This is a genomic window from Saccharothrix sp. DSM 118769, from assembly GCF_052936295.1.
Window position 1 is genome coordinate 362,045 of sequence record NZ_CP193627.1, and the last position, 24,434, is coordinate 386,478.

The 24,434-nt window shown below is 72.0% G+C and carries 25 protein-coding genes; 9 read left to right on the plus strand and 16 right to left on the minus strand.

Translation table 11 applies throughout. The features are described 5' to 3' along the window. Positions 1–11: 11 nt before the first annotated feature. Positions 12–755 carry an alpha/beta fold hydrolase gene (locus ACRAKJ_RS01790; protein WP_438922267.1) on the plus strand — a complete coding sequence of 248 codons (744 nt, stop codon included), beginning with the start codon at positions 12–14 and terminating at the stop codon, positions 753–755. On the opposite strand, the gene ACRAKJ_RS01795 is transcribed toward ACRAKJ_RS01790, so the two are convergent. The 3 genes from ACRAKJ_RS01795 to ACRAKJ_RS01805 are packed head-to-tail and all read right to left on the minus strand — an operon-like array spanning position 704 to position 2,601. Beyond that, positions 704–1,201, minus strand: a complete 498-nt coding sequence (locus tag ACRAKJ_RS01795; RefSeq protein WP_438922266.1) for a 2'-5' RNA ligase family protein — start codon at positions 1,199–1,201, stop codon at positions 704–706. The genes ACRAKJ_RS01790 and ACRAKJ_RS01795 overlap by 52 nt on opposite strands. Further along, entirely contained in the window at positions 1,201–2,070 is an 870-nt protein-coding gene (locus ACRAKJ_RS01800) for an A/G-specific adenine glycosylase (RefSeq protein WP_438922265.1), read from the minus strand. The genes ACRAKJ_RS01795 and ACRAKJ_RS01800 overlap by 1 nt, the downstream gene beginning before the upstream one ends. 39 nt (positions 2,071–2,109) lie before the next feature. Then, complete coding sequence (locus ACRAKJ_RS01805) at positions 2,110–2,601, minus strand: carbonic anhydrase (RefSeq protein ID WP_438922264.1); 492 nt, start codon at positions 2,599–2,601, stop codon at positions 2,110–2,112. A gap of 138 nt (positions 2,602–2,739) precedes the next feature. Here ACRAKJ_RS01805 and ACRAKJ_RS01810 point away from each other — a divergent pair, with 138 nt between their 5' ends. Further along, the gene (locus ACRAKJ_RS01810; RefSeq protein ID WP_438922263.1) at positions 2,740–3,387 is read left to right on the plus strand and encodes a hypothetical protein; all 648 of its coding nucleotides are present in this window, start codon (positions 2,740–2,742) and stop codon (positions 3,385–3,387) included. On the opposite strand, the gene ACRAKJ_RS01815 is transcribed toward ACRAKJ_RS01810, so the two are convergent. The 3 genes from ACRAKJ_RS01815 to ACRAKJ_RS01825 all read right to left on the minus strand — a co-directional run bounded on the left by ACRAKJ_RS01815 (position 3,380) and on the right by ACRAKJ_RS01825 (position 6,758). Continuing rightward, the gene (locus ACRAKJ_RS01815; protein ID WP_438922262.1) at positions 3,380–4,390 is read right to left on the minus strand and encodes an LLM class flavin-dependent oxidoreductase; all 1,011 of its coding nucleotides are present in this window, start codon (positions 4,388–4,390) and stop codon (positions 3,380–3,382) included. The genes ACRAKJ_RS01810 and ACRAKJ_RS01815 overlap by 8 nt on opposite strands. Positions 4,391–4,497: 107 nt before the next feature. Further along, complete coding sequence (locus tag ACRAKJ_RS01820; RefSeq protein WP_438922261.1) at positions 4,498–5,601, minus strand: substrate-binding domain-containing protein; 1,104 nt, start codon at positions 5,599–5,601, stop codon at positions 4,498–4,500. Positions 5,602–5,708: 107 nt separating this feature from the next. Next, a complete protein-coding gene (locus ACRAKJ_RS01825) occupies positions 5,709–6,758 on the minus strand; it encodes a substrate-binding domain-containing protein (RefSeq protein ID WP_438922260.1) in 1,050 nt (349 codons plus the stop codon). A 230-nt stretch (positions 6,759–6,988) separates the two neighbouring features. On the opposite strand from ACRAKJ_RS01825, the gene ACRAKJ_RS01830 reads away from it, so the two are divergent. The 3 genes from ACRAKJ_RS01830 to ACRAKJ_RS01840 all read left to right on the plus strand — a co-directional run bounded on the left by ACRAKJ_RS01830 (position 6,989) and on the right by ACRAKJ_RS01840 (position 10,120). Continuing rightward, positions 6,989–8,245, plus strand: a complete 1,257-nt coding sequence (locus tag ACRAKJ_RS01830) for an extracellular solute-binding protein (protein ID WP_438922259.1) — start codon at positions 6,989–6,991, stop codon at positions 8,243–8,245. A 64-nt stretch (positions 8,246–8,309) separates the two neighbouring features. Continuing rightward, positions 8,310–9,227: a carbohydrate ABC transporter permease gene (locus tag ACRAKJ_RS01835; protein WP_447008855.1), complete on the plus strand. Its 918-nt coding sequence runs from the start codon at positions 8,310–8,312 to the stop codon at positions 9,225–9,227. Then, entirely contained in the window at positions 9,227–10,120 is an 894-nt protein-coding gene (locus ACRAKJ_RS01840; RefSeq protein WP_438926956.1) for an ABC transporter permease subunit, read from the plus strand. Before ACRAKJ_RS01835 ends, ACRAKJ_RS01840 begins: the two co-directional genes overlap by 1 nt. 142 nt (positions 10,121–10,262) lie before the next feature. Here the strand turns inward: ACRAKJ_RS01840 and ACRAKJ_RS01845 are convergent, their stop codons facing one another. After that, on the minus strand, positions 10,263–10,667 hold the full coding sequence (locus ACRAKJ_RS01845; RefSeq protein ID WP_438926955.1) for a type II toxin-antitoxin system VapC family toxin: 405 nt from the start codon (positions 10,665–10,667) through the stop codon (positions 10,263–10,265). Continuing rightward, complete coding sequence (locus ACRAKJ_RS01850) at positions 10,660–10,938, minus strand: type II toxin-antitoxin system prevent-host-death family antitoxin (RefSeq protein WP_438926954.1); 279 nt, start codon at positions 10,936–10,938, stop codon at positions 10,660–10,662. The genes ACRAKJ_RS01845 and ACRAKJ_RS01850 overlap by 8 nt, the downstream gene beginning before the upstream one ends. Before the next feature lie 140 nt (positions 10,939–11,078). Between ACRAKJ_RS01850 and ACRAKJ_RS01855 the strand changes: the two genes are divergently transcribed. The 4 genes from ACRAKJ_RS01855 (at position 11,079) to ACRAKJ_RS01870 (ending at position 15,007) form a co-directional block, all read left to right on the plus strand. After that, positions 11,079–12,179 carry a sn-glycerol-3-phosphate ABC transporter ATP-binding protein UgpC gene (locus tag ACRAKJ_RS01855; protein WP_438926953.1) on the plus strand — a complete coding sequence of 367 codons (1,101 nt, stop codon included), beginning with the start codon at positions 11,079–11,081 and terminating at the stop codon, positions 12,177–12,179. Between the two features lie 160 nt (positions 12,180–12,339). Next, positions 12,340–13,332 carry a metal ABC transporter solute-binding protein, Zn/Mn family gene (locus tag ACRAKJ_RS01860; RefSeq protein WP_438926952.1) on the plus strand — a complete coding sequence of 331 codons (993 nt, stop codon included), beginning with the start codon at positions 12,340–12,342 and terminating at the stop codon, positions 13,330–13,332. Further along, positions 13,329–14,171, plus strand: coding sequence for a metal ABC transporter ATP-binding protein (locus ACRAKJ_RS01865; RefSeq protein WP_447008856.1), 843 nt, complete (start codon positions 13,329–13,331; stop codon positions 14,169–14,171). The genes ACRAKJ_RS01860 and ACRAKJ_RS01865 overlap by 4 nt, the downstream gene beginning before the upstream one ends. Further along, positions 14,171–15,007, plus strand: a complete 837-nt coding sequence (locus ACRAKJ_RS01870; RefSeq protein WP_438926864.1) for a metal ABC transporter permease — start codon at positions 14,171–14,173, stop codon at positions 15,005–15,007. Before ACRAKJ_RS01865 ends, ACRAKJ_RS01870 begins: the two co-directional genes overlap by 1 nt. 198 nt (positions 15,008–15,205) lie before the next feature. On the opposite strand, the gene ACRAKJ_RS01875 is transcribed toward ACRAKJ_RS01870, so the two are convergent. From ACRAKJ_RS01875 to ispD, 8 genes are all read right to left on the minus strand, one after another. After that, positions 15,206–16,690, minus strand: coding sequence for a diguanylate cyclase (locus ACRAKJ_RS01875; RefSeq protein ID WP_438926865.1), 1,485 nt, complete (start codon positions 16,688–16,690; stop codon positions 15,206–15,208). A 238-nt stretch (positions 16,691–16,928) separates the two neighbouring features. Continuing rightward, positions 16,929–18,152 carry an MFS transporter gene (locus ACRAKJ_RS01880; protein WP_447008857.1) on the minus strand — a complete coding sequence of 408 codons (1,224 nt, stop codon included), beginning with the start codon at positions 18,150–18,152 and terminating at the stop codon, positions 16,929–16,931. 365 nt (positions 18,153–18,517) lie between these two features. Next, complete coding sequence (locus tag ACRAKJ_RS01885) at positions 18,518–19,939, minus strand: MBOAT family O-acyltransferase (protein ID WP_438926867.1); 1,422 nt, start codon at positions 19,937–19,939, stop codon at positions 18,518–18,520. A gap of 207 nt (positions 19,940–20,146) precedes the next feature. Further along, a complete protein-coding gene (rlmB, locus tag ACRAKJ_RS01890) occupies positions 20,147–21,115 on the minus strand; it encodes a 23S rRNA (guanosine(2251)-2'-O)-methyltransferase RlmB (RefSeq protein WP_438926381.1) in 969 nt (322 codons plus the stop codon). Between the two features lie 4 nt (positions 21,116–21,119). Further along, positions 21,120–22,514: a cysteine--tRNA ligase gene (gene cysS, locus ACRAKJ_RS01895; RefSeq protein ID WP_438926382.1), complete on the minus strand. Its 1,395-nt coding sequence runs from the start codon at positions 22,512–22,514 to the stop codon at positions 21,120–21,122. A 45-nt stretch (positions 22,515–22,559) separates the two neighbouring features. Further along, positions 22,560–23,171 carry an HAD-IA family hydrolase gene (locus ACRAKJ_RS01900; RefSeq protein ID WP_438926383.1) on the minus strand — a complete coding sequence of 204 codons (612 nt, stop codon included), beginning with the start codon at positions 23,169–23,171 and terminating at the stop codon, positions 22,560–22,562. A gap of 86 nt (positions 23,172–23,257) precedes the next feature. Further along, on the minus strand, positions 23,258–23,731 hold the full coding sequence (gene ispF, locus ACRAKJ_RS01905) for a 2-C-methyl-D-erythritol 2,4-cyclodiphosphate synthase (protein ID WP_438926384.1): 474 nt from the start codon (positions 23,729–23,731) through the stop codon (positions 23,258–23,260). Continuing rightward, positions 23,728–24,426 carry a 2-C-methyl-D-erythritol 4-phosphate cytidylyltransferase gene (gene ispD / locus ACRAKJ_RS01910; RefSeq protein WP_438926385.1) on the minus strand — a complete coding sequence of 233 codons (699 nt, stop codon included), beginning with the start codon at positions 24,424–24,426 and terminating at the stop codon, positions 23,728–23,730. Before ispD ends, ispF begins: the two co-directional genes overlap by 4 nt. Positions 24,427–24,434 lie beyond the last annotated feature (8 nt).

A 24,434-nucleotide genomic window follows, 5' to 3' on the forward strand; every position in this document is an offset into this window, starting at 1 on the left:
ATGATGCACGCATGGGCGTTGCGGAGTTCGGCGGATCGGGTCGGGGCATCCTGCTGCTGCACGGGCTGATGAGCCGGGCCAGCACGTGGTGGACGGTGGCGCAGTGGCTGAAGCCGTACGGGCGGGTCGTGGCGCCCGACGCGCGGGGGCACGGGCGGAACCCGCGGCGGGGCCCGTTCCGGACCGGGGACTTCGCGGCCGACGCGGCGGCGGTGGTCGAGGAGCGCGGGCTGGGGCCCGCGGTCGTCATCGGGCACTCGATGGGCGGGCTGCACGCGTGGGCGCTCGCGGCGTCGCGGCCGGACCTGGTGGCGGCGGTCGTCGTGGAGGACGTCGTGCCGGACAACCGGGGGAAGAGCGTCGACGAGTGGCGCTGGTACTTCGACTCGTGGCCGGTGTTCGAGTCGTTGGCGCACGTGCGGTCGGTGGTGGACGTGCCGCGGGTGGAGGAGATGTTCGAGGAGCGCGAGGACGGGTGGCACCTGGTCGCGCGGGTGGAGGACCTGTACGAGATCGCCGCCGAGTGGGGCGAGCGGTCCTACTGGGACCTGGTGGACGCGGTGCGGTGCCCCATGCTGGTGATCGAGGCGGGCCGGGGCGGGATGCGGCCCGGGCAGATGGCGGAGGTCGCGCGGCGGACCGGCGCGTCGTACCTGCTGGTGCCCGAGTCCGGGCACGTCGTGCACGACCAGGCGCCGGAGGTCTACCGGGGCGCGGTGGAGGCGTTCCTGAGCGGGTCGGTGCCGCCCGTCTGAGTGTCGACGACCGCCACCTCGCGGACCTTGGCGCGCAGGGGCGTGACGGGGTGCAGGGCGGCGAACGCCCGGGTGACGTCCTCGTCGTCGCCTTCGAGGAGGGTGCAGCGCGGGGTCCAGCTGCCCGGCAGGTAGTGGGCGACGGGGTGCTTCACGCGGCCGGCGAGGACGTCGTGGACGGCGGAGTGGACGGCCAGCAGCTCGCCGTCCACGACCGCGGTCAGGTGCAGGTGGCCCTCGGTGGCGCCCAGGGCGTGCAGCCACAGGTCGGGCAGCCAGAGGCGGGACAGGTCCTCGCGCAGCTCGGCGCGCACCTTGGGGCCGATCGTGCCCGCGGCGGCGAACGCCAGGTGCGGCGGGTGCGGGTGGGTGGCGCCCGCGCGGCGCCGGAGGTCGCGGACCGCCCGGTCGGCCTCGGCGTCGAACAGCACGACCAGCTTGTGCATCAGTGCTCCCCGGGCAGCGCGAACAGCCCGTCGGCGGTCTGCTCCACGAGGCCGTCGACGAGCAGCGAGTGCAGGCAGCGGTCGCGCTGGCCCGCGTCCGCCCAGGCCAGGTCCAGCACGGCCTTCCCGACCGGTTCGGCGGTGCCGCGCAGGACGTCCAGCAGGCGGCCCCGGACCTGGCGGTCGGTGCCCGCGAACTTCTGCACGGCCTTCACCGGGCCGTCGTAGGCGGGGCGGCCGTCGCGCTGCCAGCGGCACGTGGCGAGGACGGGGCAGTCGGCGCACCGGGGCGTGCGGGCGACGCAGACCAGCGCGCCCAGCTCCATGAGGGCGGCCGAGTAGGTGGCGGCCCGGTCCTCGGGGAGCAGCGCCTCGACGTCCCGGAGGTCGCGGGTGGTGGAGGGCGGGCCCGCGTCGCCCGCGCCGTGCACCGCGCGGGCCACGACGCGCCGCACGTTCGTGTCGACCACCGGGACGGCCTGGCCGTAGGCGAAGGCGGCCACCGCGCGGGCGGTGTAGGCGCCGATGCCGGGCAGGGCGAGCAGCGTGTCGACGTCGTCCGGCACGACGTCGTCGTGCTCCCGGGCGATGGCCCCGGCGGCGGCGTGCAGGCGCAGGGCGCGCCGGGGGTACCCCAGCTTGCCCCACGCCCGGACCACCTCGCCCTGCGTGGCGGCGGCCATCGCGGACGGCGTCGGCCAGCGCTCCAGCCAGTCCCGCCAGATCGGCTCGACGCGGTTCACGGGCGTCTGCTGGAGCATGACCTCGCTGACCAGCACGCCCCACGCGGTGCACTCCGGGCGGCGCCAGGGCAGGTCGCGGGCGGTGTCGGCGAACCAGTCGAGCAGGGTCTCGGCGGGGAGGCTCATAGCGCCCGACAGTGTGTCAGACGACCCCGGCCGGCCGTGTCAGACGACCTCGGTCAGCTCGCCGGTGCGCACGTCGTAGACGAAGCCGCGGACGTTGTCCCGGTGGATCAGGAACGGGCTCTGCCGGACGCGGTTGACCGAGCCGCGGACGCTGTCCTTCACCTCGCGGAACGCCTCCACCGACCACGGCGGGCGCAGGCCGGAGTCCTGTTCCAGCTCGTCCTTGAAGTCGTCCTCGGTGACCAGCTCCAGGCCGCAGTTGGTGTGGTGCACCAGCAGGACCTCCCTGGTCCCGAGCTTGCGCTGGCTCAGGGCGAGCGAGCGGATCATGTCGTCGGTGACGACGCCGCCCGCGTTGCGCAGCACGTGCGCCTCACCCTGCTTGAGGCCGAAGATCTCGAACACCCGGATGCGGGAGTCCATGCAGGTGAGGATGGCGACCTGCATGGACGGCTTGGGCGACGAGCGGTCGCCCGGCACGATGTTGCCGAGTTCGGTGTTCCGGCGCAGCAGTTCGTCGATGGCGGTCATGGCACGCACCTCCCGTTTCCCCGGGATTGGAACCCGGGTCCCGCATGCCGGCAAGTGATTCGGGCGGAGATCACGTTCACCGCATCGGGCGACCGGCACCTGCCGCGGTGTTCCGGGCCGCGCGGTTACCGTTGATCGGTGATCGACCCCGCGGGCACGGACCCCGCCGCCGTGTACCGGCGGCGGCGGGTGCTGGCGGCCGGCGCGGCGGTGACCGCCCTGGTCCTCGTCGTGTGGCTGGTGGGCGTCCTCGTCGGCCGGGGCGACCCGTCGCCGGTCGCCGCGCACCCCTCCTCGTCGAGCCCGCCCCCGCCGGCGGAGACGCCGGTGGCCGCGTCGTCGTCCTCGTCGACCACCCCGCCCGCCCCGAAACCCTCGCCGCCGCCCGGACCGCCGCCGCCGTGCGAGGACCGGCAGGTGTCCGTGGTGGCCGAGGTGGACGCGCCGTCGACGCCCGCGGGGCGGGGCGTGGGGTTCACGATCGTGGTGTCCAACACGGGCGAGCTGCCGTGCGCCAAGGAGATCGGCCGCCGGGTGCGCGAGCTCGTCGTGACGACCGCCGACGGCGCGACGCGGCTGTGGTCGAGCAACGACTGCTTCGCCACGGCCGGCTCGGAGGTGCGCGTGATGTGGCCGGGGGAGCGGTTCACCTACGGCCTGCGGTGGCCCGGCACCACGTCGGCGCCGGGCTGCACCGCGGTCGAGCGGGTCGGCCCGGGCGACTACCTGCTGTCGGCGGTCGTGGCCGGCCTGGTGGGCGACCCGGTGGTCTTCCGGCTCACGTGACCGGCCGCCAGTTCAGGGCGGGCCCCAGGCCGGTGGCGATGTCGGTGAGGATCTGCGCGTAGTCGTCGTGCCCGAAGGTGAACGGCAGGGCGAACGCGACCTCGTCGACCAGCCGGAAGGCGGCGTGGGCGTGGAGGCGCTCGGCGATCTCGGCCGAGGTGCCGACGAAGTCCGGCGAGAACAGCAGCCCGGCCGGCCCCTGCGGGGTGCCCGTGCGGGGCAGCCGCTTCGCCGCGTACTCCTCGTAGCGGGCGCGCTGCGCGGGCGTGGCGCTGTCGGTGGGGATGACGACCAGGCCCTGCGAGACGCGCCCCCGCGGCCGGGCGGCGCGGTACGCCTCGACGAGGTCCGCCTGGATCGCGGCGAAGTCGGTCCGGCCGTCGGACTTCACGACGCTGCTCAGCAGCAGGTTCATCCCGTGCTCGCCCGCCCACGTGGCCGAGGCGGGGCTGCCGCCGCCGTACCAGAGGCGGTCGGCCAGGCCCGGTGAGTGCGGCTGGACGCGGCGGGAGAAGACCTCGATGCCCTCGGTGCCCTCGAAGTCGGTCGCCGGGGCGCCCCGGACGTGGTCGAGGAAGCGCTCGACGCGCCGGTAGCCGAAGTCCTCGGCGTCGTGGGTGTCCGGGTAGAGCGCTTCTTTCACCCGTTCGTAGTGCATCGGCGGGCCGACGCTGACCCCCGGGTTGAGGCGCCCGCCGGAGAGGACGTCGACCGTGGCCAGGTCCTCGGCGAGGCGCAGCGGGTTCTCCCAGCCGAGCGGGACGACGGCCGTGCCGAGCTCGATCCGGCGCGTCCGCTGCGTGGCGGCGGCCAGCACGGCGACGGGGGAGGAGACGCCGAACTGGAGGTGCCGGTGCCGGACCCAGGCGCTGTCGAAGCCGAGGTCCTCGCCGAGCCGGATGATGTCGAGCGTCGACTCGTGGCCCGCGCGGGGGTCGTCCTCGTCGAACAGGCCGATGGTGAGGAAGCCGAGCTTGCGGAGCGGTGCGTCGGGCAGCGGCATGCACCCGATTGTCGCAGCGTTCCGCGGGCGGTCCACGGGGTGGAACGGCCGGCTCCCCGAGGGGGCCGGTCCCCGGTGAGGAGGACCGGGACCCCGGGGTCAGCCGGTCACGGGCCGAACCAGCGCTCCTCGGCGGTGCCGCGGGGGGCGGCGGCGGTGGAGCCCTCGACCAGTTCCGTCGACAGGGTCACCGCGCGCGGGCGGGAGCGCTCGGCCGAGTCCAGGAGGAGCTTGCCCGCCGCGCGGCCCTTCTCCAGGACCGGTTGGCGCACGGTCGTCAGGCCCGCCTGCTCGGCTTCCCGGATGCCGTCGAAGCCGGTGATGGTCAGGTCCTGCGGCACGCGCAGGCCGCGGCGCTCCGCCTCGGTCATCGCGCCCAGGGCGAGGATGTCCGAGGTGCACACGAGCGCGGTGATCTGGGGGTCGCGGTCCAGCAGCTGCGCGGCGGCGGAGGCGCCGGAGGCGATGGTGTGGTCGAAGCGCTCCACGACGGGCACGTCCGTCCACTCGACGCCGACCGCGCCGAACGCCTGCGCCAGGCCGGCCAGGCGGGACCGCTGCACGTGGAAGTGCGCGGAGCGCTGGCGGACCGGGTCGACGAAACCGTCGTTGCGGTCGCGGTTCAGGCGCATGCACACGACGCCGACGCGGCGGTGGCCCAACGAGATCAGGTGCTGCGCCATCGCGTGCATGGCCGCCTGGTCGTCGATGCCCACCCGGTCGACGTTGTCGAGGTCCGGCTGGTCGCACAGGACCGTCGGCACGGGGCGTTCGAGGACCGCCGCGAGGTGCGGGTCGTCGTCCGGCACGGAGTAGACGACGAAACCGTCGACCCCCGCGCGGTGCACGGCCGCCACGTCCTCGCGCTCGGGGTTCGCGGGCACGAGGAGCAGGCCGGTGCCGGCGTCCTCGCAGGCCAGGGCCAGACCTTCGAGGAACCCGATCGCCGCCGGGTCGCGGAAGGCGTAGGACAGGTTCTCGGTGAGCAGCAGGCCCACCGCCCCCGCCTTGCGGGTCCTCAGGGAACGGGCCACCGGGTCGGGCCCCGGGTACCCGAGTCGTCTCGCTGTCTCCAACACCCGGCGTCGCAGCTCCGGTGAGAGCTGGTCGGGACGGTTGTACGCGTTGGACACCGTTGTCCGGGAGACACCCAGCTCCGCCGCCAGTGAGGCGAGCGTCGCGGGGCGTCGCACATGCATCGACCGCGCCATGAAGTGACCGTAACGGTTCAGAACCAATTACAGAAGTGGGGGTGACCGGCGTCCCTCAAAAACACCATCGGCGCAGGTGGTACTACGTTACCTCGGAGTACATTGGTCTAAACCAATGAGGGTGCGGCGGACGACTCGCGCACCACGAGCCGGGGTCGGAAAACGCGCGTGTAATTGCCGGCCGGGCGCCTGCGCCGATCGGGGTCCAGGCGGTGCACCAGCTCGTCCACCGCCGCCGCCGCCATCTCCTCGATCGGCTGCGCCAGGGTGGTCAGCGACGGCGAGCAGTACGACGCCAGCGGGATGTCGTCGAACCCCACCACGGACAGGTCGCCGGGCACCGACAGGCCGCGCCGGTGCGCCTCCCGCAGCACGCCGATCGCCATGTGGTCCGACGAGCAGATCACCGCCGTCGGCCGCACGGTGTCCAGCAGCGTCGCCACCGCCGCCGCGCCGCCCTCCGGCCCGAACGGCCCGTGCGCCACGAAGTCCGACGTCGCGGGCAGCCCGTCCTCCTCCAGCGCCGCCGCCCACCCGGCGCGCTTGAGCCGCGACGGCAGCGACCGCGCCGGGCCCGACACGAACCCGATCCGCCGGTGCCCCAGCTCCACCAGGTGCCGCGTCGCCGCGTACCCGGCGTGCTGCTCGTCCACGGTCACGTCCGGCACGTCCAGCGACGGCGTGGCCCCGTTGAGGAACACCATGTGCACGCCGTCGGCGATCAGCTTCGCGTAGTACGACGGCCGGGGCGCCTGGCCCAGCGGCACCTCGACGTTGGTGATCTCCGGCGACACGAACACCATGCCCTCGACGCCGCGCGCGAGCAGCATCCGGACGTACTCCTCCTCGCCCATCGCGGCCGAGCCGGTGGCGCGGGTGTTGCACAGCAGCGACGAGTACCCCAGCCGGGCCGCGCGCACCTCCAGCGCCTCGGCGAACGCCGGGAACACCGGGTTGGACAGCTCCGGCACCAGCAGCCCGATGACGCCGGTCCGCTGGAGCGCGCCGAGCCCGCGCGGTGTGTAGGGCATCTCGGCGAGGACCGCGAGCACGCGTTGGCGCGTCTCGTCGTTCACACCCGCACGGCGGTTGAGCACCCGGCTGACCGTGGAGATGCTGACCCCGGCTGCCCTGGCGATCTCGGACAGACCGGACACAGTGCGCCTCCTCGCGTGGGATGTGGTGACGTGCAGCCTGCCGCCAGCGGCAAATTTTTGCAACGCCCATCACGGTTTCGCCCGTACAGGTGCGGCCGTTACGGCTTGGTTACCGTCCTGCCCTTGACCCGGCCCTGGTCGGCGGGATGAAATCCGCGTCAACAATTTCGCAAGTTCTTGCAAGAGCCTTCATCGCCGATGAAGGGCAGCATGGAGGGACGACAGCAACGATGCGACGTACCACCCTCGTGACCGCGGTGGCGGCAGCCTCCGCCCTCGTCCTCACCGCGTGCGGTGGTGGCGACGGCGGCTCGGCGTCCGGCGACTCCGGCGAGATCACCTTCTGGGACACCAGCGGCCCGAACGAGAGCCCGGTGTTCGCCAAGATCGCGCAGGACTGCGCGACCAAGGGCGGCTACAAGGTCAAGACCGAGACCGTCGCCTTCGACCAGGCGCTGAACAACTACCGGACCGCCGCGCAGGGCGGGCAGGGCCCCGACGTGTTCCGCGCCGAGGTCGCCTGGGTGCCGCAGCTGGCCAAGCTCGGCTACGTCGTCGACCTGACCGGCACCGAGCTGGCCACCGACACGTCCGACTTCCTGGAGACCCCGCTCGGCTCCACGAAGTTCGAGGGCAAGACCTACGGCGTCCCCCAGGTCACCGACTCGCTGGCCCTCTTCTACAACAAGAAGCTGCTGGCCGACGCCGGTGTCGAGCCGCCGAAGACGTGGGACGAGGTCAAGGCCGCCGCGGCCAAGCTCGGCGGCGAGAAGACGATCTTCATCAACAACGACGCGTACTACGCGCTGCCGTTCATCTACGGCGCGGGCGGCGACCTGGTCGACGCCGACGCCAAGAAGATCGTGGTCAACTCGCCGGAGAACGTGAAGGCGCTGGAGACCGCCAAGGGCCTGCTCGACGCCAAGGCCGCGTCCACCGCGCTCGACCCGGCGAACTCCTACAACAACATGCAGGCCGCGTTCACCTCGGGCGAGGTCGCCATGGTCGTCAACGGCCCGTGGTCGGTCGCCGACTACCTCAAGGGCGCCGCGTTCACCGACGCCGCCAACCTGGGCATCGCGCCCGTGCCCGGCGACACCGCCGGCGAGGGTTCCGCGCCGGTCGGCGGGCACGACTACGTCATCCGCCAGGGCACCAAGGCCAAGGACTCGTCGGTCAAGTTCATCGCCTGCATGAGCGGCGTCGAGTCGCAGGTCGCCGTGGCCAAGGAGCTGGGCCTGCTGCCGACCCGCAAGTCGGCCTACGAGAACGCCGACGTCAAGGCCAACGCGGTCGTGTCCGCGTTCGAGCCGGTCGTCACCTCCGCGCACCCGCGCGCCTGGATCCCCGAGGGCGGCCAGCTGTTCGACCCGCTGAAGATCGCCTACGCCGACGTGCTCGCCGGCAAGAAGGACGCCAGGACGGCGCTCGACGAGGTGGCCAAGTCCTACAAGGACACCGTCGTCACCGAGTACACCGTCGGCTGATCGCGCCCCCGCGCGGACCCCGGCCACCGGGGTCCGCGCGAGGACCGCTCGAAGGGAGGCTTCGGTGCGCAGGTTCCTGGACCGGCACTGGTACGCGTACGCGATGGTGCTGCCGGTCGTGGTGGTCATCGCCGTGCTGGTGCTGTTCCCGCTCGCCCAGGGCGTGTTCTTCACCTTCACGAACATCAACGAGGGCAACATCGCCAACCCGGTCCTGGACCGGCCGGCGACCTACGTCGGCGTCGGGCTGGACAACTACCTGAACATCCTGTCCGGCGACTCCAGCTACGGCGCCTTCTGGGGCACGCTGGTGCGCACGCTGATCTGGACGTTCGGGTGCGTGTTCTTCCACTACACGATCGGCCTGGGCCTGGCCCTGCTGCTCAACCGGCAGGTGCGCGGGCGGTCGGTGTACCGGGTGCTGCTGATCCTGCCGTGGGCGGTGCCCGCGTTCATCAGCGCGTTCACCTGGAAGTACATGTTCAACGCGCAGTACGGGATCATCAACCAGGCGCTGCGCGCGGTGGGCCTGCCCGACCCGGTGTGGCTGGGCCAGTCCGACTGGGCGCTGGTCGCGGTCATGATCGTGAACACCTGGCTGGGCGTGCCGTTCATGATGGTGGCGCTGCTCGGCGGCCTCCAGTCGATCCCCGGCGACCTCTACGAGGCGGCCGAGGTGGACGGCGCGACGCCGTGGCAGCGGTTCCGGCACGTCACCCTGCCCGGCCTCCAGGCGGTGTCCAGCACGGTGGTGCTGCTCGGCATCATCTGGACGTTCAACATGTTCGCGATCATCTACCTGATCACCGGGCCGAACCCGAACACCCGCATCCTGGTGACCTACGCGTTCGAGCGGTTCTTCTCCGGCGCGTCCCGCGACTTCGCGGTCGCGTCGACCTACGGCGTGCTGATCCTGTCCGTGCTGCTCGTGTTCGCGGGCGTGTACCGGCGGGCGCTGCGCGAGCAAGGCGAGGTGTGGTGATGACGGTCGAGGCTGTTTCGCTCAAGGCCGCCGCGCCGGTGCGCCAACCCAAGCGCTCGGACCGGTCGCGGCTGGCCAGCGTCGGGCTGCACGCGGCCCTGGTGGTGGCGTCGCTGATCGCGGTGTTCCCGGTGTTCTGGGTGCTCGTGACCTCGTTCAAGCCCGACGCGCGGGCCGTGGAGACCACGCCGAAGCTCGTCAACGAGTCGAGCCTGGACAACTACACCCGCATCCTGGCGGGCGAGAAGGGCGACTTCCTCGCCTGGTTCGGCAACTCGGTGGTCATCGCGCTGATGACCACGGTGCTGGCGGTGTTCCTGTCCGCGACGACCGGGTACGCGGCCTCGCGGTTCCGCTTCCCCGGCAAGCGGTCGCTGATGCTGTCGTTCCTGGTCGTGCAGATGTTCCCGTTCGCGGTGCTGATCGTGCCGCTCTACAACATCCTGCTCGCGCTGGGGTTGCAGGGCACCTCGTTCGGCCTGGTGCTGGTGTACTGCACGACCGCGGTGCCGTTCTGCACGTACATGCTGAAGGGCTACTTCGACACCATCCCCACCGACATCGACGAGGCGGGGCGCGTGGACGGCCTCACGCCGTTCGGCGTGTTCTGGCGGCTCGTGCTGCCGCTGGCCCGGCCGGGCCTCGCGGTGACCGCGTTCTACGCGTTCCTCACGGCGTGGGGCGAGGTGGCGTTCGCGTCGGCGTTCCTGTCGGCGGCCGACGAGTCGAAGACGCTGGCGGTCGGCCTGCAGGTGTTCGTGCAGCAGAACCGCACCGAGTGGGGCCACCTGGCGGCGGCGTCCATCCTGGTGGCGATCCCGGCGATCGTCGTGTTCTACCTGGTGCAGCGGTTCCTGGTGACCGGCCTGGCGTCGGGCGCGGTCAAGGGGTAGCCCGCGGGGACGGCGGTCGCCCCCGGCCGCCGTCCCACCGGACCACGTGGACCACCGGCACGGGCGGCCCGCGAGGAACGGCCGTCGTCCTGCCGGGCGAGCACCAGGTCGGTGGCCCTGCCTCCGGGCGTACCACTCGCGGTCAGACCGTGATGATCTCGACCACCGACTCCAGCCCGACGAAGTCCTTCGGGTTGCGCGTGTACAGCGGCAGGCCGTGGACCGAAGCGATGGCGGCGATCATCAGGTCCGTCTTGCGCGGCCGCGGGTCGCGGTTCGCGGCACGCGTCAACCCGACCAGCGAGCCGTACCGGGCGGCCGCCCGGCCGTCGAAGGGCAACGGCTCGAAGTTCGCGATGGCGACGCCCAACCTCTCGGCGCGCACCGCTTGGGACACTGAGTCCTTGGCCGCCGTGATGCCCTGGTGGAGTTCCGCCAGGGTGATCGCGGTCAGCTCTGAAGATCGCGGGAGCGTGGCCCTGTCCAGCTTCGCCAAGTCGATGTAGACGCAGGTGTCGAGTACGCCGGACGGTCGTCGTTCAGACACTGGGGCGCTCCCACGGGTCGTCGTCGTCATCGAGGCGGTCTTCGCCGAACAGTTCGTCCGACTCCGCGCGCATGGCCGCGTAGTCGACCTCCGGCAGGTTCTTGTGCAGTTCGATGAGCTCGTCGGTGGTGAGCTTCCGCCGACGAGGCAGTGGGCGCACCTCGGCGATCTCCACGCCGTTGCGCGTTACGTGGTACGTCTCGCCCGCCTCCACGGCGTCCATCACGGCGGCGGAGTTGTTGCGGAACTCCCGCTGGCTGATGACCTTCACAACACCAGTGTAGCGAGGTGTGTCCCGGTGTGTCACAGCACCTTGTAGAACGATTCAGAACTAGACCAATCCACCTGTTCCCGTAAGCGCTTGCAATCCCTACCGTTACCCGAAAGCGTGGTAGCGAAAGGTGCGTTTCAATGGCTGAGGTCGCCTACGTCAAGGCTTCGCGGGTGTTCTCCGGCAACCCGCCGGTCCGCGCGGTGGACGAGTTGTCCCTGGACGTCACCGACGGTGAGTTCCTGGTCCTGGTCGGTCCGTCCGGCTCCGGCAAGTCGACCGCCCTGCGCATGCTCGCGGGCCTGGAGGACGTCGACGAGGGCGCGATCCACATCGGCGGCAAGGACGTCACGAACGTCCCGCCGAAGGGCCGCGACATCGCGATGGTGTTCCAGTCCTACGCGCTGTACCCGCACATGACGGTCGCGGAGAACATGGGCTTCGCGCTCAAGCTGCGCGGCGTGAACAAGGCCGAGATCAAGGAGAAGGTCGCCGAGGCGGCCAAGATGCTCGACCTCACCAAGTACCTCGACCGCAAGCCGAAGGCGCTCTCCGGCGGCCAGCGGCAGCGCGTCGCGATGGGCCGCGCCATCGTGCGCGAGCCCTCCGTGTTCCTCATGGACGAGCCGCTGTCGAACCTCGACGCGAAGCTGCGCGTGGAGACCCGCGCGAACATCGCCGCCCTCCAGGCCCGGCTCGGCACCACCACGATCTACGTCACGCACGACCAGGTCGAGGCCATGACGATGGGTCACCGGGTCGCCGTGCTCAAGGACGGCCTGCTCCAGCAGTGCGACACCCCGCGCGCCCTGTACGACAAGCCGGCGAACGCGTTCGTCGCCGGGTTCATGGGCTCGCCCGCGATGAACCTCAAGACCGTGCCGGTGACGTCCGAGGGCGCGAAGCTCGACGGCATCGTGGTGCCGCTGGAGCGCAGCTACCTGGACAAGGTCGCGGCCGAGGGCCTGTCCGAGGTCACCTTCGGCGTCCGGCCCGAGGCGCTGGCGCTGGTCGGCTCCTCCGAGCAGGGCATGGACATGACCGTCGAGCTGGTCGAGGAGCTGGGCGCGGACGCGCTCATGCACGGCTCGGTCCGCATCGGCGACGTCCCCGAGCGGTTCGTGGTCCGCGTCGACGGCCGCACGCCGCCCACCCTGGGCCAGCACGTCAAGGTCGCCGTCCGCGACACCTCCGACGTGCACCTGTTCCACCCGGAGTCGGGTGCCCGGCTCACCGACTGACAGGCACCACCGCGCGTCCCACGGGGGCCGTCCCGCAGCCGGGGCGGCCCCTGTGGCGTGCGGAACACCCGGTCGGTGGGGCGCGCGGTCGCGGAGCGTTTAAACTGAACTCGACAACGGTTTCCATTGCCTGTACGTGTGTCAGTCGAGGAGTGCTCTGATGACCGTCCGCAACGCGTTGCTCGGCGCGGTGGCCGCCGTGACCGCCGTCGCCCTGACCGCCTGCGGCGGCGGCCAGGAGACCCCGGCCGCCGCGCCGGGCAAGATCAAGGTCGTCGCCTCCACCAACGTGTGGGGCAGCGTCGTGAAGGCCGTCGGCGGCGACGACGTCGAGGTCACGTCGATCATCGACGACCCGTCCGGCGACCCCCACTCCTACGAGAGCAAGCCGTCCGACGTGGCCGCGGTGCGCGACGCCGGGCTCGTGATCTTCAACGGCGGCGGCTACGACGACTTCTTCGCCACCCTGCTCGGCCCGGAGACCGAGGGCGTGAAGAAGATCGAGGCGTTCCCGCTCTCCGGCAAGGCCGACGGGCACGAGGAGCCGTCGGGCCACGAGGAGCCCTCGGCCACCGGGACGCCGGAGCACGCCGACGAGCCGGCGGAGCACGCCGACGAGGCCGGCCACGACCACGCCGTGAACGAGCACGTCTGGTACGACTTCGCGACCGTCCGCGAGGTCGCCGACCAGGCCGCCGCCGACCTGTCCGCCCTCGCCCCGGACAAGAAGTCCGCCTTCGAGGCCAACGCCCGGACCTTCACCGACGGCGTCACCGCCCTGGAGGAGAAGGCGAAGGACAAGGGCGCAGGCAAGAAGGTGCTGGAGACCGAGCCGGTCGCCCACTACCTGCTCGACACCGCGGGCGTCGAGAGCGCCACGCCCGAGGCGTTCGCCGACGCCGTCGAGGAGGAGGGCGACGTGCCCGCCGCCGCCCTGGCCGAGGTGCTGACGCTGGTCGAGCAGAAGCAGGTCGTCGCGGTGGTCAACAACGCGCAGACCGAGAACGCCGCCACCGGGCAGGTGCTCGCCAAGGCCGCCGAGGCCGGGCTGCCCCTCGTCGAGGTGACCGAGACGCTGGCCGAAGGTGCCACCGGCTACCTTGACTGGATGACGAAGCAGGTGGACTCCCTGGTGGGGGCGCTCTCCGCATGACCTCTCCGGGCACGACCCCCCTGGGCGAGACGGCCCGGACCACGGGCACGCGCGCCGCGGTCACCCTCCGCGGCGCGCGGCTGTCCTACGGGGACCGGGTGCTGTGGGACGGCCTGGACCTCGACGTGGCGCCCGGCGAGTTCGTGGCCGTGCTCGGCCCCAACGGCTCCGGCAAGACGTCCCTCATCCGCGTCCTGCTGGGCCTCCAGCCGCTGTCCGGCGGCACGGTGCGCGTGGCGGGCGGCAACCGGCGCATCGGGTACGTCCCGCAGCAGCGGGCCCTGGACTCCACGCTGACCCTGCGCGGGCGCGACCTCGTCGGCTTCGGCCTCGACGGCCACGGCTGGGGCGTGGGCCTGCGCGGCAGGCGCGAACGGCGCCGGCGGGTCGACGAGGCGCTGGCCTCCGTCGGCGCGACCCGGTACGCCGACGCGCCGATCGGGCTGCTCTCCGGCGGCGAGCAGCAGCGGCTCAGGGTCGCGCAGGCGCTGGTCGGCGACCCCGAGGTGCTGCTGTGCGACGAGCCGCTGCTCTCCCTCGACCTCGCCCACCAGCGCGTGGTCAGCGACCTGATCGACGCGCGGCGGCGGTCCGCGGGCACGGCCGTGCTGTTCGTGACGCACGAGATCAACCCGATCCTGCCGCTGGTCGACCGGGTGCTCTACCTGGTGGACGGCCGGTTCCGGATCGGCACGCCCGCCGAGGTCATGACCTCGCGGACCCTGACCGAGCTGTACCGCACGAACGTCGAGGTGGTCCGCGTGCGCGACCAGGTCCACGTGGTCGGCGCGCAGCACGTGTGCGAGGACGGACCGCACCACGTGGCGGATGAGGACTGATGGAGAACTTCTTCGACTGGCGGCTCACGGCGGAGCTGCTGGGGTACGACTTCGTGCGCGACATGCTGGTCGCGGGCGCCGTGCTGGGCCTGGTGGCGGGCGTCCTCGGCCCGCTGGTGGTGACCCGCAAGATGGCGTTCGCCGTGCACGGCACGAGCGAGCTGGCGTTCACCGGCGGCGCGGCGGCCCTGCTGCTCGGCGTCGGCGTCGGCTACGGCGCGCTGGCCGGGTCGGTCGTCGCCGCGCTGCTGCTGGGGCTGCTGAGCAGGCGCGACTCCGACCGCGACTCGGTGATCGGCGCGATCCTGGCGTTCGGGCTCGGCCTGGGCGTGCTGTTCCTCGCCCTCTACAAGGGGCGCGCGGCGAACAAGTTCGGCCTGCTCACCGGCCAGGTCGTGAGCGTGGGCTCCACGGACCTGTGGCTGCTCATCGGCGCGTCGGTGGCGGTCCTCGCGGTCCTCGCGGTCATCTACCGGCCGCTGCACTTCGCGAGCGTGGACGCCGCCGTGGCCACCGCGCGGGGCGTGCCGGTGCGCACGCTGGCCGTCGTGTTCGCGGTGCTGGTGGGCGTGGCGACCGCGTTGAGCGTGCAGCTCGTCGGCGCGCTGCTGGTGCTGTCGCTGATGATCACCCCGGCCGCGGCGGCGTCGCGCGTCACGGCCAGCCCGCTGCGGGCGACCGTGCTGGCCGTGGTGTTCGCGGAGGTGTCCGTGCTGGGCGGCATGCTGCTGTCCCTCGCGCCGGGCGTGCCGGTGAGCGCGTTCGTCACGGCCCTGTCGTTCCTGATCTACCTCGTGTGCCGCGTGCTGGGCCGAACGAGGGAACGTGTCCGGTGACACGTTTGGGGTTCACCCGAAACGGGTAGACGCCTCCCAGGGGCACCCTGGCCCAGCTCCGGGCCGCGCGGAAGCGAGTGCCACATGGGACGGTCGTGGGCGTCACCGGACCACCGCAGCCGAGGCGGCGGTGGCGATGGCGCACGCCCCGCCCCGGTCACCCCGCGCCCGGCCTCCCGGTACCCGGTCACCCCGCCCTCAGGCGGACCTGGTGACCTCGGCCTGCTCCCGCGTCCCCTGCGCCCGCTGGTCGTGCGCCCCGTCGGCCGGCGCGTCCAGCCTCGGCGCGGGCAGCAGCCGGATCTCGCCCGCCGACACCCGGACCTGGTTGCGGCCGTTCTCCTTGGCCGCGTAGAGCGCCGCGTCGGCGCAGTGCTGCGCGTCGGCCAGGGCGTCGCCGTTGTCCGGCAGCACGGCCACGCCGATGGACGCCGAGATGGCGCGCACCTCCGGGCCGTCGGCGGTCAGCGGCAGGTTGCGGCCCCGCAGCGTCACGGTGTTGCGGTGCTTGTCGGTCGTCACGACGGACATCTCGCCGATCGCCTCGCGCACCCGCTCGGCGATGGCCGTGCCCTGGGCGAGGCCCGTGTCGGCGAGCACCACGACGAACTCCTCGCCGCCGTCGCGCCCGGCCACGTCGCCCGGCCGCAGCTTCTCCCGCAGGATGCGGCCCACCTCGGCCAGCACCGCGTTGCCCGCCGGGTGGCCCCACGTGTCGTTGATGCGCTTGAAGTGGTCCAGGTCGATGGCCAGCACGGTCACCGGCTGCCCGTCGCGCCGGCAGCGCTCGGCGAGCCGGGAGCCGTACTCGGCGAGGCCGTTGGTGTTGAGCAGGCCGGTCCGGTAGTCGGTGTGCGCGTCCTCGGCCAGCCGCGCCTGGAGCTGCTCCTGCTCGCGCAGCAGCCGTTCGAGGTGGGCCCGGCGCTCGGTGGCGCGGTAGAGCAGCGAGTTGACCAGGACCACCGGGAACACCAGCAGCAGCGGGCCCACCCAGTGCGTCGTCATCAGCATGCCGAGCATGGCGCCCGCGCCGAGCGTGGACAGCTCCAGCATGTTGTCCGCCCGCGAGCCCAGGAACTCCTTGATGCGGGTGTGCGGGGTGACGATCTTCAGCGCGACGGCGATGTTCATGCCCTGCGCGCCCCAGTTGACCACCGCGGCCACGATCAGCACGAGCACGAGGCCCAGGTCGGGCAGGATGCGGCCGGTCGAGAGCAGCGACAGGCCGGACATGTGCACGACGAACCAGGCGAGCAGCGTGCCGCCCAGGATGCTCGCCGAGGAGAACACGAACCGGTACGGCTGGCGACGCGCGATGGGCTGGATCAGGATGCGCATCCAGATCGTGGCCAGCACGGCGAGCGCGCCGGGCAGCGCGATGGCCGCCGCGAACGTCCAGACGGACGTGAGGTCGATGTGCGGACCGGCCGACTCGTCGCGGCGGGACTCCTCCGCGCGGCGGACGATCATGAGGTGCACGGTGATCGCGAACATGACCGCGCCGAACCGCAGCCAGTCCGCGTCCGACACGTTCCCCAGGGTGGTGAGCAGCCAGATGGAGACCGCCGCCACGGCCGACTCGACCAGGAAGAAGTAGGTGAACGCGGCGGGCCGCAGCGTCCAGATGTCCCAGTTCCGGATCGAGGCCGAGCCGAGTGCCCTGGAAGCGTCCTGGCCAGTCACACTGTTCTTCACCACGACCCCCTGCCCTCTGACCGGCACCGCGTGGCGAACGTCGTTCGCGGGCGCGCGCCGGCGTCCGTGACGCGTTCCGAGGAGGTGTTCACCATGCGCAACCGCGACATGTAGGCCACCTTCCCTCCAACCCGGACCGAACGCTCACCGTACGTGCCCGCTGGCTAGCGGGCCGCAGCCGAGGGGTCCTTCATGTTTGACAATCGCGATATGTGATGGCTCCGTTTCAGATCGCCACCGCCTCCGGGTCGTGCCGGGAGCGCGCTCGCCTCCAGGCTACGGTCGCCTGGGTCGCGAGGAGCAGTCCGATGCCGCCCGCGCCCGCGATGGTCGCGGTGACCGACCCGATCGAGTGCGCGACGACGCCGGCCACGGCCATGCCGCCCCCCTGCGAGGACCGCAGCGCCGCCCGGCCGATGCCGTACGCCCGACCGCGGTACGCGTCGGGCAGGATGCGCATCCACGCCGACCGCGCCGGCGTGTGGTACGCACCGGCCATACCGGCGATGACCAGCAGGACGATGGTCCACGTCAGGTTCGGGTCCAGCGCGAACATGACCAGCGGGGCCAGCGACAGGATGGCGAGCGGCCCGATGAGCCGCTCGCGCTTCGCGGGGTCGCGCACCAGCCGGAACAGCACGGCCACGCCCAGCACGTTGGCGGCCGGTTCGATGGCCAGGATGAGCCCGACGGCCCACACCGCGTCCAGCTTCGCCGCCAGCGGCACGGCGAGCCCCTCGGGGACCATGGCCAGCCCGGCCAGCAGCCGCATGCCCATCAGGCTGCGCAGCCGCGGCTCGGTGACCAGCAGCGTGAACGCGCCGCGCGGACCTTCGGGGTCCCGATGCGCGCCCAGCGGGTCCGCGGCCGGTCGGTGCCGCACCGAGAACTGCACCAGGATCGCCACCCACACGAACGTCGCCGCGTTGATCGCGAGCGCGACGGTGGAGCCGGCGCCGGTGACCAGGAACCCCGCCGCGGCCAGGCCGGCCATCTGCGCGACGTCCACCGACGTGCCGAACAGCGCCACGCCGTCGTCGTAGCGGTCCTCGGGCAGCACGGACGGCAGGCTCGCCTCCTGCGCCGCGAGGAACGGCGACGAGATCATCAGGACCACGACCAGCAGCACGATCATGACCCACAGCGGCATCCCCGGCACGGCCATCAGCGCCATCAGCGCGGCCTGGAGCCAGGCGCAGCAGACCATCACCGTGCGGCGCGGGAAGCGGTCCGCGACCCAGCCCAGCAGCGGTCCCGAGATCAGCGGCGGGAACAGCGTCAGCGACCACGTGAGGGCGGTCCACGCGGCCGACTGGGTGCGCTCGAACACCAGGAGGGACAGCGCCACGGCGGCGAGCTGGTCGCCCACGGTCGACACCGTCGAGCCGATCCACATGCCGCGGAACTCGCGGTTGCCCACGAGCGCGCGGAGTGTCCCCCCGGAAGTCACAACTCCTCCAGGAGGTCGGTCGGCCCCGATGAGTGAGTCACGTTACCCCCACCCGAAGTAACAATTCCCTCGGTTAGCACGGTAGAAGCTGCCGGATCTGCAATCTCTGTCCTACCACAGTGTGTACCCGAACGGAGCAGGTCAGTTACCTAAAGTAGTTACAAAGGCGAAAAACCGGCCACTTATTCTTGACAGTTGACCGTAGGTGACCCGCCGTGAGCAATGCTCGCCTACCCTGTGTTGACGTAAGCCTCCATTGGGTCCGTCCCGGCTGGGCCGACCGGGCGAGCGCGTACCTGCGGTCGCGCAGCGCGCACCGGGCCCGCAAGTGCGTCAATTGTCGAAACTGCGCCGGTTGTCGATCATCAGAACTGGTAGTACAGGAACGGGCTGAACGTACCGCTGGCGACCAGGATCGCCGCGTAGCCCACGCCGACCGTCATCAACGAGACCCGGGCCGCCGTGGCGACCTTCGCGCGGGAGGACTCCAGGTAGGGGCCGGTCACGGGGTGGTCGGGCATCACGACGACGGCCAGTGCGACCAGCAGCAGAACAATGCGCTGATTGGTCGTCGCGGCGCTCACCGCTTCGGTCAACCCGCTGAAATCCGGCAACAGCATGTGACCGAGCATTGTGAACGCGGTCCCCAGATCCGGTGACCGGAAGAACACCCAGCCGATTACCACCAGCAACGTGGTGAGGGCGCGCCGGGCAATTCGGGTACGCGTAGTGACCGGAGCCGATTCCCATCCGAAACGGCGTTCCAGCACGAGCAGTCCACCGTGGAACAAACCCCACACGAGGAACGTCCAGTTCGCCCCGTGCCAGAAACCGGTGAGGACGAAAACGATCGCGAGGTTGCGGTAGGTCAGCAGCACGCCGCCGCGGTTGCCGCCGAGGGGGATGTAGACGTAGTCGCGGAACCAGCGCGACAGCGACATGTGCCAGCGCCGCCAGAACTCCGTCACGGTGACCGACGAGTAGGGGCGGGCGAAGTTCTCCGGCAGCCGGAAGCCGAGCATCCGGCCCAGGCCGATCGCCATGTCGGAGTAACCGGAGAAGTCGAAGTACAGCTGGAGCGTGTACGCGACCGCCCCGAGCCACGCGACGCCCGTCGTCATCTCGTCCGACGGGGTGGCGAAGCAGGCGTCGACCACCGGCGCCAGCGAGTCGGCGATGATCACCTTCTTGCACAGGCCCAGCGCGAACCGGGGGAACCCGGCGGCCACGTCGTCCCAGCGGTGCGTGCGCTCCTGCGGGAGCTGGTCGGCGATCTCCCGGAACCGCACGATCGGGCCGGCCACCAGCTGCGGGAACATCGCGATGTAGGTGACGAACGAGACGGGGTCGCGCAGCGCCGGCCGCTCGCCCCGGTACACGTCCACGACGTAGGAGATGTGGTGGAACGTGTAGAACGAGATGCCGATCGGCAGCGCCAGCTCCAGCACCGGCAGGTCCGCGCCCACCACGGACGCGATGTCGTGCAGCTGCTGCGACGCGAACCCGGCGTACTTCCACACCAGCAGCACGCCCAGGTTCAGCGCGATCGTGCCGACCAGCACGAGCCGCCGGTCACCGGGGCTGTCCGGCTCCAGCCGCCGGCCGGCCAGGTAGTTGGCGACCATGCAGCCGACGAGCAGCAGCGTCGTGCCGCCCGCGCCGGAGACGTAGAACACCAGGCTCGCCACGGCGACCACGACGTTCCGCCTGCGCCCGGGTGCGACGAGGACGGCCGCGAGCACGACCGGCAGGAAGAACCACAGGAACAGGGGCGTGGCGAAGGACATCGCCGCAGACTTTAACCGCCCGGCCCCGCCCCCGACCCGAAATCCGCGACGAACTCACATCACATCTCCGAGCGCGGAACTCGAGCCGCCCGAACGTACGACTCTCCCGACCCGGGCGTTGGACTCTCGCGAGAGTCCAACACCCAGGCCCCGAGAGTCCAACGCTCAGGGCAGGTGAGTTCTGCGTTCAGGCCCCTGGGGTCTGGGTCAGGTGCGGGCTTCGACGCGGCGGCGGCGGGCGATCTCGGCCAGCACCACGCCGGCCGCGACCGACGCGTTCAGCGACTCCACGCCCGCCGACATCGGGATCGACACCGTCTGGTCGCACGTCTCCCGCACCAGCCGGGACAGGCCGCGCCCCTCCGAGCCGACCACCACGACCAGCGGCCCGGTGGCCAGGTCCAGGCCGTCCACGTCGACGTCGCCGTCCGCGTCCAGCCCCACGACCATCAGCCCCGCCTCGGCCCACTCCTTGAGCTGGCGGGTCAGGTTGGTCGCCACCGCGATCGGCATCCGCGCCGCCGTGCCCGCGCTGGTCCGCCACGCCACCGCCGTGATCCCCGCCGAACGGCGCTGCGGCAGCACGACCCCGTGCGCCCCGAACGCCGCCGCCGACCGCACCACGGCACCCAGGTTGCGCGGGTCCGTCACGCCGTCGAGCGCCACCAGCAGCGGCGGGTTGCCCGACTCGCGCGCGATCTTGAGCAGCTCGCGCGGCTCCGCGTACTCGTAGGGCGGCACCTGGAGCCCGAGGCCCTGGTGCATCGCGCCGCCCGTGATGCGGTCCAGCTCGCCGCGCTGCACCTCCAGCACGGAGATGCCCCGCGACGCCGCCAGCTGCACCGCCTCGGCGACCCGGTCGTCCGCGTCGATGCCCAGCGCCACGTACAGCGCCGTCGCCGGGATGCCCGCGCGCAGGCACTCGACCACGGGGTTGCGCCCGGCGACGGTCTCCGGCCCGGTCTCGGCGGCCCTGCGCCGCTGCGCGCGCTGCTGCTCGACCTTCGCCACCGCGTTGGCCCGCTTGTGCGCGGGGTGGTTGGGCCGTTCGGTCGCCTTCGGCGTCGGGCCCTTGCCCTGGAGTCCCTTGGACTTCTGCCCGCCGGAACCGACGACCGCGCCCTTCTTGGAACCTGGGTTGCGCATAGCGCCACGGCGCTTGGAGTTACCAGCCACGAGCTCAGTCGTCCTTCAAGGTCCACATCGGACCGTCGGGGGTGTCCTCGACGGCGATCCCGGCCAGGAGCAGGCTGTCGCGCAGGGCATCCGCCCGTGCGAAGTCCCGGTCCTTGCGGGCCTGCTGCCGCTCTTCCAGCAGCCGCTCCACCAGCACGCCCAACGCCTGCCGGCCCGCGCCGCCGGTCGACGCCGCGTCGTGCCACCGCTCCGAGAGCGGGTCCAGCCCGAGCAGCCCGGTCATCGCCCGCACCGACGACGCCGCGGCCCGCGCCCCGGTGTCGTCCCCAGACTCCAGGGCGGTGTTGCCCTCGCGCACCCGCCGGTGGATCGCGGCCAGCGCGCCGGGCGTGCCCATGTCGTCGTCCATCGACGCGACGAACGGCTGCGACAGCACGCCGTCGTCCTCCACGGCGCCGGTCCGCTCGACCACGCGCCGCAGGAACGACTCGACCCGGCGGTACGCCGACACCGACTCGTCCAGCGCCTCGGGGGAGTACTCGATCGTCGACCGGTAGTGCGGGCCGACCAGGTAGTAGCGCAGCTCGGGCGCGCGCACCTTCTCCAGCATCGCCGGGATGGTCACGGTGTTGCCCAGCGACTTCGACATCTTCTCGCCGGACAGCGTCACCCAGGCGTTGTGCATCCAGTACTCGGCGAAGTGGTCGCCCGCCGCCCGGGACTGCGCCTGCTCGTTCTCGTGGTGCGGGAAGATCAGGTCGATGCCGCCGCCGTGGATGTCGAACGCCGACCCCAGGTAGGCGGTCGCCATCGCCGAGCACTCCAGGTGCCAGCCCGGCCGGCCCGGCCCCCACGGCGTCGGCCACGACGGCTCGCCCGGCTTCGCCGCCTTCCACAGCGTGAAGTCGCGCGGGTCGCGCTTGCCGCGCGTCGCCGTCTCGCCCTGGTGCACGTCGGCCGGCTTCTGCCCGGACAGCGCCCCGTACTCGGGGAACGAGGTCACCGAGAAGTACACGTCGCCGTCCGAGGCGTACGCGTGGCCCTTCCCGATCAGGCGCTCCATCAGGTCGACCATCTGCGTGACGTGGCCGGTGGCGCGCGGCGAGTACGACGGCGGCAGGCAGCCCAGCGCCTCGTAGGCGTCGTCGAACGCCCGCTCGTGCTCGTACGCCCAGTCCCACCAGTGCCTGCCGTGCTCGGCGGCCTTGGTCAGGATCTTGTCGTCGATGTCCGTGACGTTGCGCACCAGGTGCACGGTCGAGCCGTCGCGGCCCAGCCAGCGGCGCAGCACGTCGAAGTTCAGGCCGCTGCGCACGTGCCCGATGTGCGGAACGCCCTGCACGGTGGCCCCACAGACGTAGATCGACGCCGTTCCGCTGACCTGCGGGACGAACTCCCGCATGGACCGGGTCGCGGTGTCGAAGAGGTGGAGGCTCACACCGGAATGGTACGGGCGGTGGCCAGAGGGGGTTGAATCGACCGGTCAGATGTGCTTGCGGAGGACCTGGAGGAGACCGTCCGGCCTACCGGCCGTGGGCAGCGGTTCGACGATCTCGACCGCGCAGCCGATCGCCGCCGCGCCGCCGTCCGCCTCCTCGCTGTCGCCCACCATCAACACCTCGGACGGGTGCACGCCGAGCCGGTCGCAGGCGATGCGGAACAGCTTCGGGTCCGGCTTGACGAAACCCTCCTGGAACGACAGCACGTACTCGTCCACCCGGTTCTCGACGCCGTGGCGCGCGAAGACGGCCCGGATGTCCCACGCGATGTTGCTGACCACGGCGGTGGGCAGCTCGGTGCCAAGCGCTTGCGCGGTGTCCGGGTAGGGCTGCCAGAACGGCGGGCTGCACAGGTTCTCGTAGAACCCGGCCGGGTCCGGCGCGCCGGCCCTCGCCAGCACGGCCAGGTGCAGGTCGCGGTGCGCGACCGGGTCGAGGTCGCGCCGCTCCCAGTCGTCGGGCGACACGTCGAGGCCCTCGGCCACGCCCGTCGGGGCGGTGAGGGCGCGCATCAGCTCGGCGTGCGCGGTCAACGAGTCGTGCTCCAGGCGGAACAAGGTGCCGGAGAAGTCGAAGAGGACGGCGCGGATCGTCACCGTTGAGACGCTACTGGTCTGGACCTCGGAGGTCTCGGGTCACAGGCGAACGGAGACCAGGGTCACCGCCGCCCGCGCGCGCCGCGTCAGGCCGTCGGCACGAGCAGCGCCGTCGCCACGGCCGCGATGCCCTCGCCGCGCCCGGTCAGGCCCAGGCCGTCCGACGTCGTGCCGCTGACCGACACGGGACCGCCCACGGCCTCGGACAGCACTTGTTGAGCTTCGTCACGCCGCTTGCCGACCTTCGGCGCGTTCCCGATGACCTGCACCGCCGCGTTGCCGACCCGGAAACCGGCCTCCTCGACCAGCCGCCGCGCCTCCGCCAGGAAGTCCACGCCGTGCCGGCCCGCCCAGCGCGGGTCGCTCGTGCCGAACACGGCGCCCAGGTCGCCCAGGCCCGCCGCCGACAGCAGCGCGTCGCACAGCGCGTGCGCGGCCACGTCGCCGTCCGAGTGCCCGGCGCAGCCGTCCGCGCCGTCCCAGCGCAGGCCCACCAGCCAGCACTCCCGACCGGGCTCGACCTGGTGCACGTCGGTGCCGATGCCGACCCTCGGGATCACTGCGCTCCTCGTGGTGCCCCGACCAGCAGCGCCTCGGCCACCGCCAGGTCGAACTTCGTGGTGATCTTCATGGCGTCCGGGTGACCCGGGACCGTGACGACCGGCACACCCAGCCGCTCCACCAGCCCCGCGTCGTCCGTCGCGTGCAGGCCCGACCCGTGTGCGCGCAGCAGCACGGCCGCGTCGAAGCCCTGCGGGGTCTGCACCACCCGCAACGACGCCCGATCGGGTGTGTCGACGACTACGCCGTCCGGGTCGACCCGCTTCACCGTGTCCGCGACCGGCAGCACCGGGACCACCGCGGGGTGACCGGCGGCCACGGCGTCGATCACGGCCCTGACCACCTCGGGAGGGGTGAACGCGCGGGCCGCGTCGTGCACCAGCACGATCGTCGTGCCGGGGATCTCGCGCATCGCGTGCTCCAGCGCCAGGCGCACCGAGTCCGAGCGCTCGGCGCCCCCGGCCAACACGTGCACCGCCCCGCCGGCCTGGGCCAACGGGGCGGTGACAGTACTCACAGTGTCCACATCGGACGGAGGTGCGGCGATCACGACGTGCTGCACGCCGGCCTCCAGCAGGCCGCGCACGGCACGCACCAGCAGCGGAACGCCGTCGACCGGCACGAGCGCCTTGGGCATGCCGAAGCCCAACCGCTCACCCCGGCCCGCCGCGGGCACGAGCGCTACCACACCCATGTTCGCGG